Genomic DNA, 18,990 nt, shown 5'->3' on the forward strand with positions numbered 1-18,990 from the left:
ACAGATTCTCGGCCTGGCCCTTGCAATCGCTGCTGCCGGTCTGAGCAGTTGTGGGCCTGCTGGTTAATCAGCCTGGAGCAGGGCCAGCATGTCTTCAGCACTCACACTGTGCTGCCCTTCAACGGTTTCAGAGTAAATCCCCGCCACCAAAGCCTGTTTGCGGGCCTGCAGCGCCAGAATTTTTTCTTCAACCGTTTTTTCGGCAATCAGTTTATAGACAAAGACCTGCTTCTCCTGGCCAATTCGCCAGGCCCGGTCGGTGGCCTGGTTTTCAACCGCCGGGTTCCACCAGGGGTCATAGTGAATCACGGTATCGGCAGCCGTCAGATTGAGGCCTACGCCCCCCGCCTTGAGGCTGATCAGAAAGATCGGCACTTCACCGGCCTGAAAACGATCCACTTCGCGTTCACGGTTGCGGGTTTCGCCGGTCAAAAGAGCGTATTCAATCCCCAGTTTTTCCAATTCTGCTTCAATCAGACGCAACATGCTGACAAACTGTGAAAAGATCAAAATGCGCCCACCCTCTTCGAGGATTTCGGGAATCATTTCCATCAGGGCCAATAATTTGGCAGATTTTTGCACGGTCTGAGCCTCATGCATGGCCAGCAGACGCGGGTCACAGCAGAGCTGACGCAGCTTGAGCAGGGCATCGAGAATCGCTATCTGGCTGCGCTGCAAGCCCAGTTTCTGCACCTCTTCACGCACACGGGCATCCATGGCAACGCGCAGGGTTTCATAGAGATCACGCTGCTTGCCTTCGAGGGCAATATAGCGGATAATTTCGGTTTTTTCAGGCAGGTCGTCCAAAACCGCCTGTTTGGTGCGGCGCAACAAAAAGGGGCGGATCCGATCCTGCAACTGCAAGCGCCGGGGGGCATCGCCCAATTTTTCAATCGGCGTGCGAAACAAACGGTTAAAGCGGTCCAATGGCCCCAAAAATCCAGGCATCACGAAACGGTAAATCGACCAGAGTTCCGCCAAATGGTTTTCCATCGGCGTGCCCGTCAGGGCCAAACGCTGCTGGGCCTGAAGCTGAAACAGCGCCTGGGCTGTTTTTGAACTGGGGTTTTTAATATTCTGGGCTTCATCCAAAAGAATCAGGGGATAATTGAAGCGTTTGTGTACTGCCAAATCCTGGCGTACCAGGGCATAGGTCGTAATCACCAGATCATGCTCGGCAATCCGCGCCAGATCCGCGCCACGCTGCGTGCCATGCAAAACCAAGGAGCGCAGGTCTGGGGCAAAGCGGGCGGCTTCACGCTGCCAGTTAAACAAGAGGCTGGCTGGCACCACCACCAGGGCAGGCCCCGTCAAACGTCCTGCATCTTTTTCAAGCAAAAGATGCGCCAAAGCCTGAATGGTTTTGCCCAAACCCATATCATCGGCAAGCACACCGCCCAGGCCAAAGGAGCGCAAAAACTGTAACCAGTTCAGGCCCTCCTGCTGATAAGCGCGCAGTTCGGTTTGCAGACCCGCAGGGGGTGCCACAGACTGAATCCCTTCAAAGGCCTGAATACTCCGGCTCAATTCCTGAAGATAGTTCGCCCCCTGCCAGTTCAGATCGGGGTCATTGAGCAATTGATGCAGTTGCAGACTTTCACTTTCAGAAAGTTCAAGCTTGCCCTCTTCATTGAGGGGTTCTTTGTCATAGAGTTCGATCAGGGTTTCGAGAATGGTCAGCAGGCGCTCTCCCGGCACACGCACCCAACGGGCCTCACCCAGGGGCAAAAGCACGCTGGACTGGGCCAGCATGGCCTCACGCAATTGCTGGGGGCTTTCGGCCTGGCGCAGCAAGCTGACCAGAATCGGCAGCAGATTGATCTGCTCCCCTTGAATTTCAATCCCCAGACTCAGCTCAAACCAGCCGTTTTCAGAGGGTTGCCCCAACTCACCAAACCATTCTTCGGCCTCGTCAATGCGCAGAAACTGTTCTTCACGCTGAATCTGCCAGCCTGCCTCTTTCAGACGGGGCAGGCCCTCGCGCAGAAACAGATCCCAGTCCATAATCCGCTCCATTAATGAAGAAGCCAGAAAACCAAAACGCAGAGGGGGCTCTGCCGCACGGCTTTCTTTCCAGGGCAGGGGCTTGAGCTTTAAATCCTGGGTTAAAAATTCAATCGCGGCCTGCTCCAAGGCCAGATCGCGATAAACCCGCAAGCGGCTGCCCGCCTGGTAAAGGGTCTGCACTTCACGTTGCACAGAAGTGCTGATGCGGGCCCCGGCATAATCAAACTCAAGCAGGGCAATAGGCTGAGGTTCTTCTTCCAGGCCAGGCGTAGCGGCCAGGGTCAGTCTGAGATGGGGCACAGGCTGCACCCCCTGAATTTCACGCTGTTGAATTTCCAGCCCCTTGGGCAGAGGCAGTTGCAGTTTGGGCAAACGCTCATGCAAACGTGGCACCAACGATTCGAGGGTCACCCGTGGAATTTCGGGGGCCTTGAGCAAATGCGCCAATAAGCGCGGCTCCAGTTCAGACTGCAAAAGCCCGACCTCTCCCCGTTCCAAATCGAAGTAAAACAAGCGGGGGGACAAAAGAATCTCTGTGCTGGGGGGGGTAGAAACCACCCGCATGCGCTCACCACGGCCTGTGCTTTCCCAGCTGACTTCCAAAGCACGCGGTTCACCCGCCAGAATAATTTTGCCCTGGGGTTCTTCCCAATGGCAGCGGCCCGTGGCCAGAATTTTTTCAAGGGCCAGAAAACCCAGATTGCTGTTGAGCGGAATCGGGGGTTGGCTGGAAGACCCCTGGTAAGAACCAAACCGGCCAAAACTCTCGGCCCGCAAAAGCCGGGCGATTTCCTGATCCTCTGGCAAAACGCCCTCGGGGGGCGAACTGCTGGTCAAACTCAATAAATCCTGAGAACGGGGTTTGCCCCAGCTACCATTGCGCAACAACTGGCTGCGCACGACCCTGACCTGGGCCAGCTTATCTGCATCTAAAGAGAGCAGATAGAGCAGGTTGGAAGGGCCACCCGCCACCGTTTTAACTTCGTTTCCGGTGGAGGCATCTAACTGCAACAAGGTTTCCAGCCAACGCTCAACCGGCGAACGGCCCACGCTTTTCTGGGTGGGCCGGCTTAAATCACTGCGCAGATATTCATAGGCCACCGCCGCACAATGTTTGCAATCACTGCCCACCGGGCAGGAGCAATCCCCCTGCAGCCAGAGGTCTTCGGATTCAGCCAAAACCGTCAGGCGTACCCGATAGGGTTTGTGGCGGTTGCCGCGTACCTGGGCTGAAATGACCAGGCCCCCGGAACGCTCTAAAAGGGAGGTGATTTCAACGCGCTTTTCTTCTTGGTAAGCCGCTCCACGCTGGGCGTAGACGCTGCCAAAATTTTGAATAATGCCCGCAGCACTCAGACTGGGTAAGGACATGCCATACTTCTCTTCTCTCTGATTCAAAAACTCAAACGTGCATTATACCGTGGAAGTCAGACCCAAGGGTACCGGATGCAGTCTTCTTTTCAGAAAGCCCCTTGCCACTCCTGGCGCTTCGAACCACAATAGAGGTATGAAAATCACCACTGCAAAAGTTTTTGCCCTGATTCTTTTTATAATCTTTTCGGGCATGATGCTGCTCTATCTCTGGATTGGCAAGTTGGGCAGCGAAAATCTGCAGGCCGATAAACTGCTCAGTCTGCAAATCAACGCCCAGGATGCCCTGGAACAGAAACGCCCCGATCTGGCCCTGAAATATTTTGACAAGGCCCTCAAGACCTTGGGCGACAGTAACGATAAGGCACGCGCCGCCGTGTTTCATGAGGGCCGGGGCCTGGCGCTGAGTGGGCTCAAACGCTGTCCTGAAGCCCAAAAAGAATGGAAAGAAGCCTGCCAATTGGGCCGCCAGGAAGCCTGCAAACGCACCTGCAGCCCCTAGCCATGTCAGATTTTAAACTTCAATGCCCGCTGCCCCAAGCCCCTGAACAGGTTTTACTGGCCCATGGGGGCGGAGGCCGTCTGATGCAGAACCTGCTACAGAAACAGATTTTTCCGGCCCTGCAGTCGGATTGGCTCAAGGCCCCCCACGATGGCGCCCTGCTTGCTGAAGGGCTGGCTTTTACCACCGACAGCTATGTCGTCAGTCCGCTTGAGTTTCCAGGGGGCGATATTGGTTCATTGGCAGTCTTTGGGACCGTCAATGATCTGGCCATGTGCGGGGCGCGCCCCCGCTGGCTGAGTCTGGCGCTGATTCTCGAAGAGGGTCTGCCCTTGGAACAGTTGCAACGCATTCTTCACTCTATACAGCAGGCCGCCGGGCGCTGTCAGGTAGAAATCGTCACGGGCGATACCAAAACCGTTGAGCGCGGCAAAGGCGATGGCCTGTTTATCACCACCACAGGGCTGGGCACCCTGCTCAGCACCCCGCCCCCTCACCCCTCACGGATTCAGACCGGGGACGCGATTTTGATCAATGGCGATCTGGGCCGGCACGGTCTTGCCGTTTTGGCTCAGCGTCAAAAACTGGAGCTGGAAGGCCCGCTTTTCAGTGACTGCGCTCCAGTTCACGCCGAGGTCGAAGCCCTGCTGCAGGCTGGCATTGAGCTGCGTTGCCTGCGCGACCCGACCCGAGGCGGCGTAGCCTCTGTACTGCATGAACTGGCCCAAGCTTCGGGCTTGAGCTTTCAACTCGAAGAGACCTGTCTGCCCCTGCATGAAGAGGTGCAGGCCGTCTGTGAAATTTTGGGTTTTGACCCGCTCTACCTGGCCAATGAAGGGAAATTCCTTGCTTTCGTGCCAGCCCCCCAGGCCGAAGCGGCCCTGCAGATTCTCAAGCATTTCAATTCCGAAGCGGCCCAGATTGGAGCCGTCACGCAGGCCAGCCCCACGCCCACAGTGAATCTCAAAAGCCCCTGGGGCACCACCCGCACCCTGGACCTGCTCAGCGGAGAACAGCTGCCACGCATTTGCTGAGGGGCGCAAACACAGGTCTTTGCTGCTCTTTTGCGATTTATCCCAGCCTGAAAGAAGACCTCATGCTATAATGCCCACCATTGGCAATTATTTGTTTATCTGAGAAAGGACGAGTTTTCGTGGAATCCATTCAACTCAAACGCCCCGTCGCAATTAAAGCGATCGTCACTGAAAAATTCAAGAGCGAAGCTACCAAAGAAATTCAGCAGGCCCTTCAAAATTTTGATTTGGCCCTGCAACAACTCGAATTCCAGGGCAAACGCGCTCTGGCCGATATCGACAAAGATCCCCAGATTCCCCAGAAAGAAGATGCCAAGCGCCAGATTGGTGCTCAGGTAGATCAACAGCGCAACCAGATCAATGCCCAAAAAGCTGAACTGCTGCAACGTCTGAACATGATCTCTCAACTGGAAATGGACAGTGAGTTCCTCCAGGCCACCGTTGACAATTATGTCACCGTGAAAGTTGGAGACAATCTCTATGAAAAGATGTCCAATACTGAGGTAGTCGTCAAGGATGGAATTGTTGTCGAAATCCGCGGCCAAGAATAGCGGATTTATCCTGATTGGCAAAGTTATTGCCGCTCATGGGATCAGGGGAGCGCTGAAAGTTAAATCTCTCAGCGACTTCCCTGAGCGTTTTTTAGAGCTGGAAGAAGTTTTTCTCAGCACCACTGAAGACGTTCAGAATCCCCAGTGCATGCAGGTTGAAGATGTTCAGGCCCAAAAAGGGGACCAATGGCTGGTCTGGCTGGATCAAATCCAGGACCGCAACAGCGCTGAAGCCCTGGGCAAACCCTTTCTCTGCGTGCCCGCTGATCAAGCCTTTGAATTGCCCGAAGATACCTTCTATGTCGATGATTTAATTGGTTATTCGGCCTTTTCTGAAGAGGGAACGCCCTTGGGCGAAATCAGCCAGGTGATTCAAGGCCATCAGGATCTGCTGGAATTGCGCACCCCCGATGGCAAACGCCATCTGGTTCCCTTCGTCAAAGCACTGGTTCCTGAAATCCAGGCCTCAGAGCGCCGTCTGATCATCCGTCTGATCGAAGGCCTTTTGGATCTGTAATGCGGCCCCTTATTTTTCAGGGGCCGGTTTATGGAGCATCCGGTTACGCCACGGCAGCCCGTCGTTTTTTATTGGCCCTGCAGGCCCTTCAAGTTACCCCCATTGGTTTAAACCCCCTCACCTGGAACTGTGGCTTTGATGCAGGTGAATCCCGCCAGGATCTGCTGAACCTTCAGCAGATGGAAAAAACCCTGGCAGAGCTCCCACGCTCCCAGGCCTGTCTTTTGCATTGGAGCATTGCCAGTGAATTTCTCGGTCGCCAGGGCTGCGCTCAGGCGATTGGGCACACGGTCTTTGAGACCAACAGTTTGCTCAAAGACTTTGTAAGCGGTGCCAACCGCATGGACGGCCTGATTGTACCCACCCAATTCAATCAGAACTATTTTCGTCAGGCCGGGGTGCAGGTGCCGATGGGCTTGGTCCCCGAAGGGGTCGACAGCGAACATTTCAGCCCCGACGGCCCCGGCTTAAAAGTACTGCCCCAGCGCTTTACCTTTTTATTTATGGCCCAGCTCTCCTACCGCAAAGGGCTGGATCTGGTTCTGAAAGCCTTCCTTGAACTCTTTGCAAAACATGATGACGTGCAATTGGTGATTCGCAGTTATCTGCGCGACAGCACCCCCAAAGATCTGGATCAGGTGCGCCAGTTTATTAAAGCGTTCAGAGATCAGGAATTCAAAGGCCAGCAGAACGGGCATATTTATCTGCTCAGCAATGTGGCCGACAGCTATATGCCCGCGCTGTATCGCAGCGCCAATGTTTTACTGGCGCCACACCGTGGCGAAGGCTGGGGCTTGCCCATTTCAGAGGCCCTGGCCTGTGAAGTACCTGTGATTGCCACCGGCTGGGGGGGAATTCATGAATATTTGCAGCCCGATCACGCCTGCTGGCTGAACTATACACTCGAACCCATTCCCCCAGATGTGCCCGACCTGTTTTTAGGCGGACACCTGAAACAGGCCCGCGCAGAAGGGCATCTGCTGGCAGAACCTGATTACCAGCAGTTAAAATATGCAATGTGGGAGATGTATCGCAATTATTTTGTCTACAAAGCCCAGGCCATGCAAGCCCGTGAATTTCTGCAAAAGCATATGTCATGGCAGCAAGCCGCGCAAAAGTTTGTCAAATGGATGGAGACTCAAGCATGAGCCAATCTCAAAATAGCCCCCAATGGATCAAATACAGCCTGATTTCTCTGGCACTGCTGGCTTTGGGAGTGGGTTTCGCCATGAAACTAAAACAATCTCCACCAGCCAGCAAGACAGAAGCCCCCTCTGCACCCGCTACAGCAGAATCGATAGATGCTGGCAGTTTAGAGGGCAAAACAGCGCCCGAATTCAAACTGAAACGTTTTGACGGCCAAGAAGTCAATTTGGCAAACTACCGTGGAAAAATTGTCTTTCTCAATTTCTGGGCCACCTGGTGCGACCCCTGCAAAGAAGAAATGCCCTCCATGCAACGCCTCTACCAGAAAATGCAGGGCAAGCCCTTCGAAATTCTGGCCGTCAGTCTCGACCAGGGTGGAAAACTCGCAGTCGATGCGTTTATGAAAAAAAACAAAGAAGCCTTTACCTTCCCCATTCTCAACGACTCAGAACAAAACACCTCAAAAAAGCTTTACCACACCACCGGCGTGCCCGAAACCTTCATCATTGGTGGCGATGGCAAAGTGGTCAAGCATGTGATCGGAGCTTACGAATGGGACAGCCCCCAGATTCTTGACTATTTCGAAGGCCTGCTCAAAAAACTGCCTCCTGCTGGCAATGTTTAGGCCAAGCTTCAGCAGGCGTTTAAAACGCCTCCCCACTTTCGTGCTCTTGGGCTTATTGGGGTGTACCATGCCCCTGCCCGTGAGCAATACCAATCCCAAAGAAACCATTCTGCCCGACAATACAGGCAATCTGCCTGATTCTACCAGTTTTCAAAGCCGTTTGATTCCGCTTGAGGATATCAGCGCAAAAACAGGAGTTTTTGATGGTAACAGTCTGGCCTATCTGGATCTGAATGCCTGTGGCACCGATCCCCGCTGCACAAACGAACTGACCACCCCGCTCAACCTGCTGGATGTCTATGAATTTGTCTTCAGCAACAATAATCCCGTCTTGGGCCAGTTCCCGATTTTTAACCCCCCTGGCCCAACAGAAAAAGAAAGCCCCTTTCGTCGCATTCACAAAGTAATCGTACCGGATACCTACCAGGCCAATACCATCCGTTCCTCAGAAGATATTGCCGCCAGTCAGTTTCGCATTGAAGCCAGTACACAGGTCCTGAATCTGCCCCTGGTCTCCAAGACAGGAGATCCCACCGTTAATCTCAAAATAAAACAGGCCTGGCTCAATAACCAGGAAATTCAGTATGTTGATTTGGGTTCAGTCCCCTTTTCTGCCAGCAATAATCAATTGGGCGTGGGGCTGATTTATTTTTTACGCAATCACGATCGCACCAACCTGCCCAGCAATCCCGCCCCGATTTTTGATACCTTGCCAGGAGATCTGCTCTACAGCCCGATTCGCCAGGTCTTCCGCGCGGTCTCTGAGAATCAGATTGTCACCCCGGAAGGCGATCCCACCCGGGGAATCCGTTCACAAAAAGAATTGCTTCAAGCCGTCAACCAAGGGGTTCTGCGCCTTGAAGATACAGGGCGATTCTTTAATTACCCGATTCTAACAGACGCCCTCTTACCCGAGCAAAATACAGAAATTTATGGACTGTATCTGAATGCCCTGCAAGAGCTCCCACCTCCCCCCCCTGATGCCCATTACGCACTGTGGACCAGCAATAAAAAACAGGAATACCGGCTGCTCTTGCGTTTTCACGCCACAGGCTCGACCCTACTCGATCTGCAAAATCAACCGCAAAGCCTTTCAGAACCCGTCTTTCGTTTTTCAAAACAGGAAATTGCTGAAATCAGCAAGCTGATTGTCACCCTTGAGACCACGCAGGCCCAAACCCCCTCAAACACCTTACTCTTGGAAAACAGCACACCTTCCAGCCAGGGAAGCTGGACTCTGCGTCCGCCCTTCCAAGAGCGCTATTCCCACCTGCAGGAGGGCAGCTTTATTCTGGCAAACCCCACAGATACACGCTCAGAATACAGCAGCAGCGGTATCTGGTTCGCCAAACGCATCACAGAGAATACAGGTCTGCCGCTCTCTCAGGAGCTGGAAGCAGGTCTTGTGCTTTCAAGCCCACCTGAAGGCTGGATTTACCAAGGCTGGGTACTTTATCAACGCTCTCCTGAAATCTGGCTGCCGACCGGACGTTTTACAAATCCCGCCCAAAAAGACAACTTGTCTCTTTATTCAGGATTTCGAACCGGCTATCCCTTTCCTGGCGAAGATTTTATCAAAAGCGCCCCGGCCAATACGATTTTTCCGTTGAACCTACCCAGTACGGGTGACAGTGAGGTTGCAGTTTCGCTTGAGCCCATTGCAACAGAAACCCAACATCCCTTCCTCCCGCTTTTCAAAGCAGCACTGCCCAAAGGCACCCCCTCTTATACCCATCTCAAACTGCCTCCGAGCAAACCGCAAGAACTGCAGATCACAGCCGAACTGCGCCTTGAAACCCCTTAAACCAAGCCACGATTAATAAAATTATATTGAATATTTATTTGTTTTCTGTTAAATAAAACAAGAGAAACAAGCCTTTTCAGGAAAAGATTGATACGCGGGCTTCTATTTTTTAATAACCCCCCTATGAACTGACCGATATTAAAGAGAGGTTTTCCTATGGACTTCAACCGCCTTGCGAGTGGAGCAGACGCCAGCATCAGCAAGCAGCTGGCAGAACAGCTTCTTTCCAATTCCCTGTTCCGTGATGCGGCTTTTAAAGCCAACCAGCCCAAAGAAGAAAATGAAACAGATAAAACCCAAGCGCCAGTCAATACTGGCTTGGACAATCTGCTCAATGAATTATCCAGCGCCTTGAATCAAGCCATGAATGGCGCTGAGGCCTCTTCAATTCCCACCTCCTCTGGTTTTTACAACCCCCAAAGCATTCAGGATCTTTTAACCCATCCTTTCATGCAAAAAGTATTGCAGCAATTGCCCATGGAAGACGCCCTCGGCATTCAGGTGCTCTTGGGCCAAGTCGATGCAGATGTCGCCGAAAATGTCGTGGACTTGCTCAACGCCCTGCCCTCTTCAACAGTGGCAAAAGTAGAAAGCGTTCTGAAGAATTTAACCCCCGAACAGCTCGAAAAAGGCATCGCCTTCTTTCAAGCCTTGTTTGCTCCCGATGAAGACACTATTTTTCACCAACGTGAAAATGGCGATGTCTACTATAACAGCAGCAATATTGCCGCTGTTTCTGGAGCCGACCTGGATTCGTTCCTGCGTCTTTCCTACTATATCAGCCAACGGGGACAGAGCTTCAGCCATTTTCTGGATGCCAGTACCGAGGTGCTGCAAAAAGGCGATTACGATGATTTTCGCCGCTTTTTGGAAGTGGGCACCCTGGTGCTCTTCCGCAATGAAGACATGGATAAATTCTATGATTTTGGCTCCAAAATTTTGGATAAAAGCCCCAATGACTATGAAGGAAATGCCTTTCAGGTCTATATGACCCTGGCCCATGGCGGCAGCCTGCAAAACTATATCGATATCGCCAATAACTTAGAAACCACAGGCTTTGAAGGCCGCAACAATCTGGTGGATCTGACACGGGTAGTGGTCGACTTTAGAAACCAAGGCTGCTATACCCCCTATCTCTTCCAGATCATGGCTGAAGAAGCCAAAAACGGAGGCGATCTGCGTGAGTTCATGACCAATTATATGGTTGAGCGCGGCATGATCAGCACCAAGCCCGATCCCCGTGCCTCACAATATGATCGAATTGAACGGATTGATGGCGAACCGATGGTGATCAAGAAGGGCGAAAAAGCAGCCCTCTTTGCCCAAGCCATCAGCACCCGCGAAGGGCTCCTGCCCGAAAGCGTACTCTTCTGGAGTTCCAAAGAAGAAGGGCCCCTGATGCATGGCAGCAGCTATCTCGATCTCTCTAAATTGGGAGTAGGTGTGCACCATATTGCCGTCAAAATTGGCAACTATGCCGGTGGCACAGATACCGCGATTAAAACCGTGATTGTGGAAGCCGCTGACGGTCAAAGTGAAGATCTGCCCACAGAAGAAACCACGGTCACAGGGGGCAACACAGAGTCCCAAACCGGCATTGTGCTTCCCGACAACGGCCAGATCAAAATCACCGTAAAACAGGGTGACGCGGGCCTACCTTCGGATCTCTATATGCGCAAAAACGGTCAGAATGAAGAAATCGCTAAAAACGCCCAAAACAGTGCGGGCACAACCGTCACCAAGAATGTGAGTGCCGGTGATCGCCTTGATTTCTTTATTCGCACCAAAATGGGCAATTACAGCTATGACCATGGCACAGACAGTGAAGACTATAACGGCCATGCCTATGCCAAAGTTGAACAAATCGGTGAAAATAAATGGCGGGTCTCCTTTGAAGATTTGCCCGGCAATATGACCGATTGGGATTATAACGATGTGGTCATGGAACTGGAGTTTGAGGCTGCTGCCCAGGCAGAAACAGATTCCGGACTTGACTCAGGCGTAGCAGTAACAGCGTATAGCAGTGAAGAAACCATTCAAATTACGCGCGATGCCTTAAGTGCCTTGAACACGGGCGGAGGAGCCTTCAGTCAATATGCTCAACTGCTGAACGAACGCTATTATAAGGCGCTGGATTCCTTGGTCAGCTATAACCAAGAGTATATGGATAAACTGATCGACAATCTGAGCGATATGGAAAACAAAGAAGACGAATTAAAAGCCTTCTTTGCAAAAGCCTTAACGGATCTGACAGGTGAAGCACCTCCAGCTCCTGAGCCAGCCCCCGCACCCGCACCCGCACCGGCTCCAGCTCCTGAACCAGGACCTGAAAGCACGCCAACGGTTATCCGTCGCGGCGGTTACGGCTAAAAAGATTTAAAAAATCTAGGTACATAGCTTTGCCCCCTGCCTCAAGCAGGGGGTTTTTTCTTGGAATTGCCTGCTAATGAATTTAAAATTAGACTTTAAAGGGTATGCTAAAATAGTTTGAAGTTAACACAAATGAAAATATTTACGATCATCGGAGCCAGGCCCCAGTTTATCAAAGCGGCTGTAGTCTCCAGTGCGCTTGAAAAAGCTGGAGTCCAAGAAATACTGGTTCATACAGGTCAGCATTTTGATGCAGATATGTCGGATATTTTTTTTCATGAGCTGGGCTTAAAACCTCCTGCTTATCATTTGGGCATTGGGGGGTTATCTCATGGGGCCATGACAGGTCGCATGTTGGAATCCATTGAAACACTGTTAATCAATGAAAAGCCAACCTGTGTACTTGTCTATGGAGATACGAATTCAACCCTGGCAGGCGCTTTGGCTGCTGCAAAACTACATATCCCCATTGCCCATGTCGAAGCGGGAATGCGCTCTTTTAATCGCCAAATGCCCGAAGAAATTAATCGCGTACTGGTCGATCATCTTTCAGACTATTTATTTGTAACAAGCGCCAAACCCATCGAATTGCTGGCCCAAGAAGGCATCACACAAGGTGTTCATTGCGTAGGTGATGTCATGTATGACGCGGTCTTAACCTTTACTGCGCTGGCACAAAAATCTCAAATTCTCAGAAGATTAAAGATTAAAGCAAAAAAATATGGACTCGTGACATTACACCGCGCCGAAAACACAGACTCCCCAGAACGCCTCAAACTTTGGTTAAACCAGTTGGAACGGCTTGCTCAAGATTTAGAACTGGTGTTTACAGTTCATCCCCGTACTTCAAAAGCAATTCAAAGCATACACCCTGATTGGCATCCTAAGGGAATACTTTTAGTTGAACCCCTCGGCTATCTGGATATGCTAGCCCTCCAAAGTCAAGCCAGCTTGGTTATAACAGACAGTGGCGGATTACAAAAAGAAGCGCTTTATGCCAATACTCCCTGTCTGACCCTACGCAAAGAAACTGAATGGGTAGAAACCCTAGAGTGCGGATGGAATCAATTGATAGGAAATAATCCAGAAGAACTTGTTTCAAAGGCCAAAATCCTCATGAATTCCTGTGCTGAGGCACAAGCACCTCAACTCTATGGAGACGGCACAGCCTCAAAAAAAATTGTAGCAATACTCACTAAATGAACCCTCGTCCTCATATTCTGATGTTGGGCCAGTATCCCCTCGAAACCTTGGATTCAGCCCCCAAAATACGCACTTGGTTTCTCTGGAAAGCATTAGAACAAATCGCTGAAGTAACCTTTGTTACGGGAACCAGAAAAAGCCGTCGCGCCCCTCTGATTAAATTAATCAGACAAGGCAACCTTAAGAAATTTGATGCTGTTTATCTGGAAGCGGCAACCTCTACCAGTATGGAAATAGATCTCTTACTTTTATTCCTACTGAAATCAGCAAAAATTCCAATTGGGATTTATATTCGAGATGCCTATCCTCTATTTGGGCTCAGTCCGGTGACAAATCTTAAGGAATTGCTTCTAAATTGGGCTTGGTACATTTCCCAATGGTTCTACCGTCAAGTTGCAGATATATTATTTTTTCCAACACAAAGTTTAGCTGATTGTTTTGATTTTAAAAATAAACAGCTCTTGCCTCCAGCATCCCAGACCAACTTAGTTAAAAGTATTTACCAAGGACCTTTTGATACCCTATTCTTTGCCGGAAATCTAAATCAAGAAAATGGTTGGTCTTTTTTAAAAGAAACGATGGAAAAAATTTACAGGGTTCAACCCTCCATACGTTTGTTAGCCTTAACACCCACACAACTCGAAGATAATTATCCTTGGCTTGAAATTCGCAGAGGTGTTCTAAAAGATATTCTAGATGACTTACCGCGTATTGCTGCAGCTCTTATTCCTCGCCCACAAACTGCATATAATAATCTAGCCATCCCTGTAAAACTTATGGATTATTTTTCTTTGGGTTTGCCCGTCATTTCAACTCCCTGTCTTGAAACAGCCAAAATTATTGTAGACAACAATCTTGGCATAGTCTCTGCTCCAAATGAGTTTGATAAGGCCTCACTCTACCTTATACAGGACAGAGACAAAAGAAATGAAATTTCAAGTAATATTATTCAAAATTTTCTATCTTCGAATAGCTGGGATAAAAGAGCTTCTGATTTATTGTCTATCCTTCTACAAACCCAAGATAGATTTTCCTCCAAAAGAATGGATTGACCTGTTAAAAAATTTTCTGTTCAAATTACTTAAAGTTGAAATCGATCACACAGAAAATTTAAAATTACGTTTTAGCTATCTATAAATCTACGTAACCACAATTCTAAATTGATAATTTTCCAAATCATTTGAGATATATCGTCAGATTTTCCACTTACCCATTGCTCATAAGCTTCAAGTACCCGTTTTCCATTCCAATAATGTCTCTGTTGAAAACGAGAATCGTTCAAAATTTCTCTTACAAAGGGTTGAAGTGTTTGCCTTAGCCAAGTTTGTTGTGGGACCACAAACCCAATTTTAGTTTTTCTCCATTGGATTTCAGAAGGCAAGATACTTTCCATCGACTGCCGCAAAATCCACTTGGACCAACCTTTTTGAATTAAGTAAAATTCAGGCAAGGAAAAAACAAATTGCACCAATCGATAGTCAAGAAATGGAACTCTTGCTTCTAATGAAAAAGCCATAGAATTTCTATCTTCATATCTTAATAATTGGCTAAGACTTGAATCAAGCAGGTTATAAAGTTCATTTTTAAGAATTTTCGGATAAGAATATTTATAATTTTCAGCTCGCTTCTGGCTGTAAATTTGAAGAAACTCTTTATTGAGATAGGGCCTCATAAGGGTTCTACTTTCCCAATTATGAATCAAACGAGGAAAAAACATACGCCCAAAGCGTCTCATCGTTTGCAGAGGAGCACTGAATATTTCAGGAGCAACCTCGCCATACAAACGGCTCCAATTCATTTCTCGCAATAAATCTGCCCAAAAAAAACTATGAAAGCCATAACCGGCAAGAACTTCATCAGCTCCTTGGCCATCTAGCAATACTGTAATCCCCTTGTTTTTAGCCGTTTTCATAACCATCCACTGGGCAAAGATGCTTAAACTAACAAAAGGTTCATCTTGATAGTAAATAAGTTTTTCAAGATCTTCCATCAAACTATTTTCATCAGGAAATACAAAATTTCTGTTTGCTCCTGTATTATTAAGAACAAACTCCATAAATGGACGCTCATCAATATTATTTTCTTCAAAGCAAGCAGAAAATGTCTCTTGTTTATATAAAGAAGATTTTTTTTCTTTACTCAAAAGTTGGTTCGTCATACAAACAATGGATGACGAATCTAATCCACCACTAAGACAAGTGCCAATGGGAACATCACTTCTCATTCTCAAACGAATGCTATCAGCAAACAGAAATCGAAATTCATCTACAGGATCAGAATAACTCAAAGCAATGTCCTGGACCGTTGCTAAATCCCAATAACGCCATACTCTTTTATTTTCACGATCAATCGCCAATGAATGAGCAGGTTCTAACTGAAAAATTTCTCTTATAAATGTTTTATCTTGATAATTTGCAAAATTATGATTTAAATATAAAAAAACAGATTCATTAGATATATTTAAATCCAATTCTTTTATGGCACATATCGCTTTCAATTCTGAAGCGAAATAAAAACAACCATTTAATATGGAATAATAAAATGGTTTAATTCCAAAACGATCTCTACTGCAAAATAATTGCTTACGTTTTTCATCCCAAATTGCAAAGGCCCACATCCCATTAAATTGGTTAACACAATCGGCACCATACAATTGATAGGCAGCCAAAATCACTTCAGTATCGGTTTCTGTTTGGAAAATAAAACCTTTTTCTTTAAGATCTTGTTTAAGTTCTATATAATTATAGATTTCACCGTTATAAACAATCCAATAACGCCCATCGGCGCTAGACATCGGCTGATGTCCAGCCTCAGATAGATCAATAATAGACAACCGTCTATGCGCCAAACCAATTGAATCATTCAAATAAAGGCCATCATCATCAGGACCTCGATGTTGTATAGCAAGAGCCATTATTTCCAATTGAGAAGGGTCTATAGAACCTCCATTTAATTTAAAAACCCCGGCAATTCCACACATACGTAGTTACTCAATAATCCTTGAATTTAAAAGCTTTCTATTTTGCAATAGGTACTTATGGCTTTATTACAGTTCTTTTAAAACTCTCATAAAAAATAAATTTAGTAATCGCCTTAATATACTAATCAGGCCCTTCGATATATGATTTAACAAAGCAAAATTTTTCTTCTTATCTCGAAAGCAAATGCCTTTAGCTCTGTAATACTGACATTCATGATACTCCTGCGGTAAGATGATAGCAAAACCAGTCAAAAACTTTGGAGATTGAAATGTATGGGTACCCCTGAAAGTACTTTTGTTGTTGCAACGGTTATCACCCTGATTCTAACTGCGCTGGTAGCAGGCTCAACTTTTCTAGCCCGTATTGGCAAAGTCAAAGGCGAATAAGCCCTTTCATTGAAACACTTGAAGCTCTGAACAGACTTCCTCCCTCATGCAGAGGGCAAAACCGTTTCATGAGAGCGTTTCAACAGCCAACTGGCAAACGCTTCGGAGAATTTAAAATTCTGATTCTGAAAAATTTCTGGTTGGCTGTTGATGTAGTGTAAGAAAAAATAGATATCCCTTTCACTGATATTGCGAAAAATCTGACGCATGGGACGGCCCTTATAAGGACCTTGTGAAGGAGCGGGAAACTGGGCGACCAAATCAATACAGGCCCGCACATCCTCCATTGCTTTTTCCATAAACAAACGCTCAACTTCTTCTGGCGATTTACCGGTTGCGAGCACCATCGCTTTTTTCTGAACCGTCAGAAAACGAATATTCTGTTTATAAAGTGGGAAATAGTTCAGCGCAGGAACTTCTGGGAAAGGCTCTGTAATCACTGTTTTATGCGAACGCTTCAAAACCCAGCTTGCAAAGGCCTCGGAAAATTTGAATTGCTTGTCTTTAAAGGCCCCAGGATGCGCCTGAACATAATGCAAAAAGAAATAAACATCCTGCTCACGACTATTTTTAAAGAGATAGGCCATGGGAATGCCCCGGTACGGCCCTTCTTTGGGATCAGGTAATTTTTGCACCATTTTAATGCATTTACGCAAATCTTCCAGCGCTTCCTGTAAAAAGCGCGCCTCTAGATCGTGCTCTGAACCCTCAGAGGGAAGAGGGTTCTTTTCAAAGCTCAAAAAGACAATGCCCTCTTTCAGCAAAGGCCCATATTGAACAGGGGGAACAGGCGGCACCTGATCCAAAAGACTGCTCTCAGCAACGGGCGCAGCAGCCACAGGGGCTGGCGGCGGTGAAGAAGAGTGAACAGAACCCACAGGGCGCGCCTGGGGCTGAGAGGGCAAAGGTTCATCTTCAAAATCCTGATCTTCCATTTCTTCAGCGCGTGAGGAAGATTTTTTCCCCCATCGGTTGATCATGCCCACCATGCGATTGCCGACCTTTTTCACCCCTCCCACCACAGAAGCAGAAAGTTTATCCCCGATTTGACGGATATTATCGCCAATTGAATCTGCCGCAGTTTTCACATTTTCAGCGGTTTCATCGATTTTTTCGGCAATGTCTTTGATATTGGTCTTGAGTTCAGTGGTTTTATGGCTGTTGCCAGAATTTAAACTTCGTGTGCGTGAAGGCATTTCAGGCTGTTGTTCGGCCTGTCGGCGGGCCGCCTCAGCAGCTTCCTCGCGTTTCTTTTTTTCATCTTCAGCAGCCAGTTCATTGTAGCGACGGGCCCTTTGAATACTCGGTTTATTGACACGGGTAATCTGTACTTTGGGCTTGGCTTCGACAACAGGCTTGGCAGAGACCGGTGAAAGATCCGCAGGTGTAATCACTGACAAAGGCGGAAGATCACCATAAACAGGCCCTTGAACAGGTGGCGAAGGATCCTCTAAATTCTCAAGATCTTCTACCATATGCATTTCCTGCGGCTCAAGCAAAACCTCTTCTTCAAAGTCCTCGCCCAAGGAATAGGAATCCTGAGAGATCACCGCATCGGCAGCACTCCAGTCACGATAATACTGAGGCCCCGAATCTCCACGCAGGGAACGGGGAGGACGTTTCTGCTCTGCCATAATCTGCCCTTGCCTTTTCTAAAAATCGGAAAAGTTTTCGCTATAATCAGTATATCAGAGGTGATCTAAGCGTCCTGCCAAACCGCTGGCCGTTTTTCGAGAAAAGCTTGAAGCCCTTCACGCGCATCGCGGGTATGCAAATTTTGGGAAAGCATGCCCTTGAGATAAGGCAGCGCCTGGTGAATATCCATTTCTGACATGGTATAAAAGGCTTCACGCCCCAACTGTAAGGTTTTGGCACTTTTGGTACTGAGTTTCTGTACCAATTCAGACACCTTGAGATCCAGTTCTTCAGCAGGCACAGCATAATTGATCATGCCCAATTGTTCGGCTTCATGGGCAGAAATTTTGTCACCGGTAAAGATCATTTCCAATAATTTTTTGCGGCTCATATTGCGAAACAAAACAGGCATGATCATCATCGGAAACAGACCAATCTGAATTTCAGGCGTTCCAAAACTTGCATTTTTAGAAGCCACAACTAAATCACAGGCCAAAGCCAAACCAAACCCACCTCCCAGGGCAAAACCATTGACCCGCGCAATCGTGGGCTTATTGAGCTTCATCAAAAGTTCAAAGAGTTGCAAAAGACGCTCACGAAAGGCGTGTTCATCCATACTGGCCTGGGTTTCATTGTAAAAGCTGTCAATATCTGCACCGGCACAGAAAGATTTCTCGCCAGCTCCTGTAATCACCACCACCCGTGCAGCATGATCTGCCTGCGCCTTTTGCAACGCCGCTAAAAGCGCATCCAACAAGGGAATGCTCAAGGCATTCAAACGCTGGGGGCGTTGAAGGGTCAGCCAGGCGGCTTTTTCTTTCAGGGTATAAGTGACGAGTTCTTCTGTCATGATCTTTC

The 18,990-nt window shown here is 48.3% G+C and carries 13 protein-coding genes and 1 pseudogene; 10 read left to right on the plus strand and 4 right to left on the minus strand.

Translation table 11 applies throughout. The annotated features are described in order from the left end of the window. Nucleotides 1–63: 63 nt before the first annotated feature. The gene (locus COW20_21940; protein PIW45020.1) at nt 64–3,378 is read right to left on the minus strand and encodes a hypothetical protein; all 3,315 of its coding nucleotides are present in this window, start codon (nt 3,376–3,378) and stop codon (nt 64–66) included. 136 nt (nt 3,379–3,514) lie between these two features. Between COW20_21940 and COW20_21945 the strand changes: the two genes are divergently transcribed. From COW20_21945 to COW20_21990, 10 genes and pseudogenes are all read left to right on the plus strand, one after another. Next, on the plus strand, nt 3,515–3,880 hold the full coding sequence (locus tag COW20_21945; protein PIW45021.1) for a hypothetical protein: 366 nt from the start codon (nt 3,515–3,517) through the stop codon (nt 3,878–3,880). Between the two features lie 2 nt (nt 3,881–3,882). After that, a complete protein-coding gene (gene hypE, locus COW20_21950; GenBank protein ID PIW45022.1) occupies nt 3,883–4,914 on the plus strand; it encodes a hydrogenase expression/formation protein HypE in 1,032 nt (343 codons plus the stop codon). 80 nt (nt 4,915–4,994) lie between these two features. Next, entirely contained in the window at nt 4,995–5,465 is a 471-nt protein-coding gene (locus COW20_21955; protein PIW45023.1) for a hypothetical protein, read from the plus strand. Further along, nucleotides 5,431–5,982, plus strand: coding sequence for a 16S rRNA processing protein RimM (gene rimM, locus COW20_21960; GenBank protein PIW45024.1), 552 nt, complete (start codon nt 5,431–5,433; stop codon nt 5,980–5,982). Before COW20_21955 ends, rimM begins: the two co-directional genes overlap by 35 nt. Beyond that, on the plus strand, nt 5,982–7,130 hold the full coding sequence (locus COW20_21965; GenBank protein PIW45025.1) for a hypothetical protein: 1,149 nt from the start codon (nt 5,982–5,984) through the stop codon (nt 7,128–7,130). Before rimM ends, COW20_21965 begins: the two co-directional genes overlap by 1 nt. Beyond that, on the plus strand, nt 7,079–7,753 hold the full coding sequence (locus tag COW20_21970) for a thioredoxin (protein PIW45026.1): 675 nt from the start codon (nt 7,079–7,081) through the stop codon (nt 7,751–7,753). The genes COW20_21965 and COW20_21970 overlap by 52 nt, the downstream gene beginning before the upstream one ends. Before the next feature lie 67 nt (nt 7,754–7,820). Next, a complete protein-coding gene (locus COW20_21975; protein ID PIW45027.1) occupies nt 7,821–9,557 on the plus strand; it encodes a hypothetical protein in 1,737 nt (578 codons plus the stop codon). 2,265 nt (nt 9,558–11,822) lie between these two features. Next, nucleotides 11,823–11,927 (plus strand): annotated as a pseudogene (locus COW20_21980) (endolytic peptidoglycan transglycosylase RlpA). A 132-nt stretch (nt 11,928–12,059) separates the two neighbouring features. Next, nucleotides 12,060–13,130 (plus strand): UDP-N-acetylglucosamine 2-epimerase (non-hydrolyzing), encoded by a 1,071-nt coding sequence (locus tag COW20_21985; GenBank protein ID PIW45028.1) that lies wholly within the window; start codon nt 12,060–12,062, stop codon nt 13,128–13,130. Beyond that, the gene (locus COW20_21990) at nt 13,127–14,182 is read left to right on the plus strand and encodes a hypothetical protein (GenBank protein ID PIW45029.1); all 1,056 of its coding nucleotides are present in this window, start codon (nt 13,127–13,129) and stop codon (nt 14,180–14,182) included. Before COW20_21985 ends, COW20_21990 begins: the two co-directional genes overlap by 4 nt. Before the next feature lie 71 nt (nt 14,183–14,253). Here the strand turns inward: COW20_21990 and asnB are convergent, their stop codons facing one another. The 3 genes from asnB to COW20_22005 form a co-directional block, all read right to left on the minus strand. Beyond that, nucleotides 14,254–16,110 carry an asparagine synthase (glutamine-hydrolyzing) gene (gene asnB, locus COW20_21995; protein PIW45030.1) on the minus strand — a complete coding sequence of 619 codons (1,857 nt, stop codon included), beginning with the start codon at nt 16,108–16,110 and terminating at the stop codon, nt 14,254–14,256. 431 nt (nt 16,111–16,541) lie between these two features. Further along, nucleotides 16,542–18,131, minus strand: a complete 1,590-nt coding sequence (locus COW20_22000; protein ID PIW45031.1) for a hypothetical protein — start codon at nt 18,129–18,131, stop codon at nt 16,542–16,544. 65 nt (nt 18,132–18,196) lie between these two features. Beyond that, nucleotides 18,197–18,982, minus strand: a complete 786-nt coding sequence (locus COW20_22005; protein PIW45032.1) for a crotonase — start codon at nt 18,980–18,982, stop codon at nt 18,197–18,199. Between the last annotated feature and the right edge of the window lie 8 nt (nt 18,983–18,990).

The organism is bacterium (Candidatus Blackallbacteria) CG13_big_fil_rev_8_21_14_2_50_49_14 (assembly GCA_002783405.1).
GTDB lineage: Bacteria > Cyanobacteriota > Sericytochromatia > UBA7694 > UBA7694.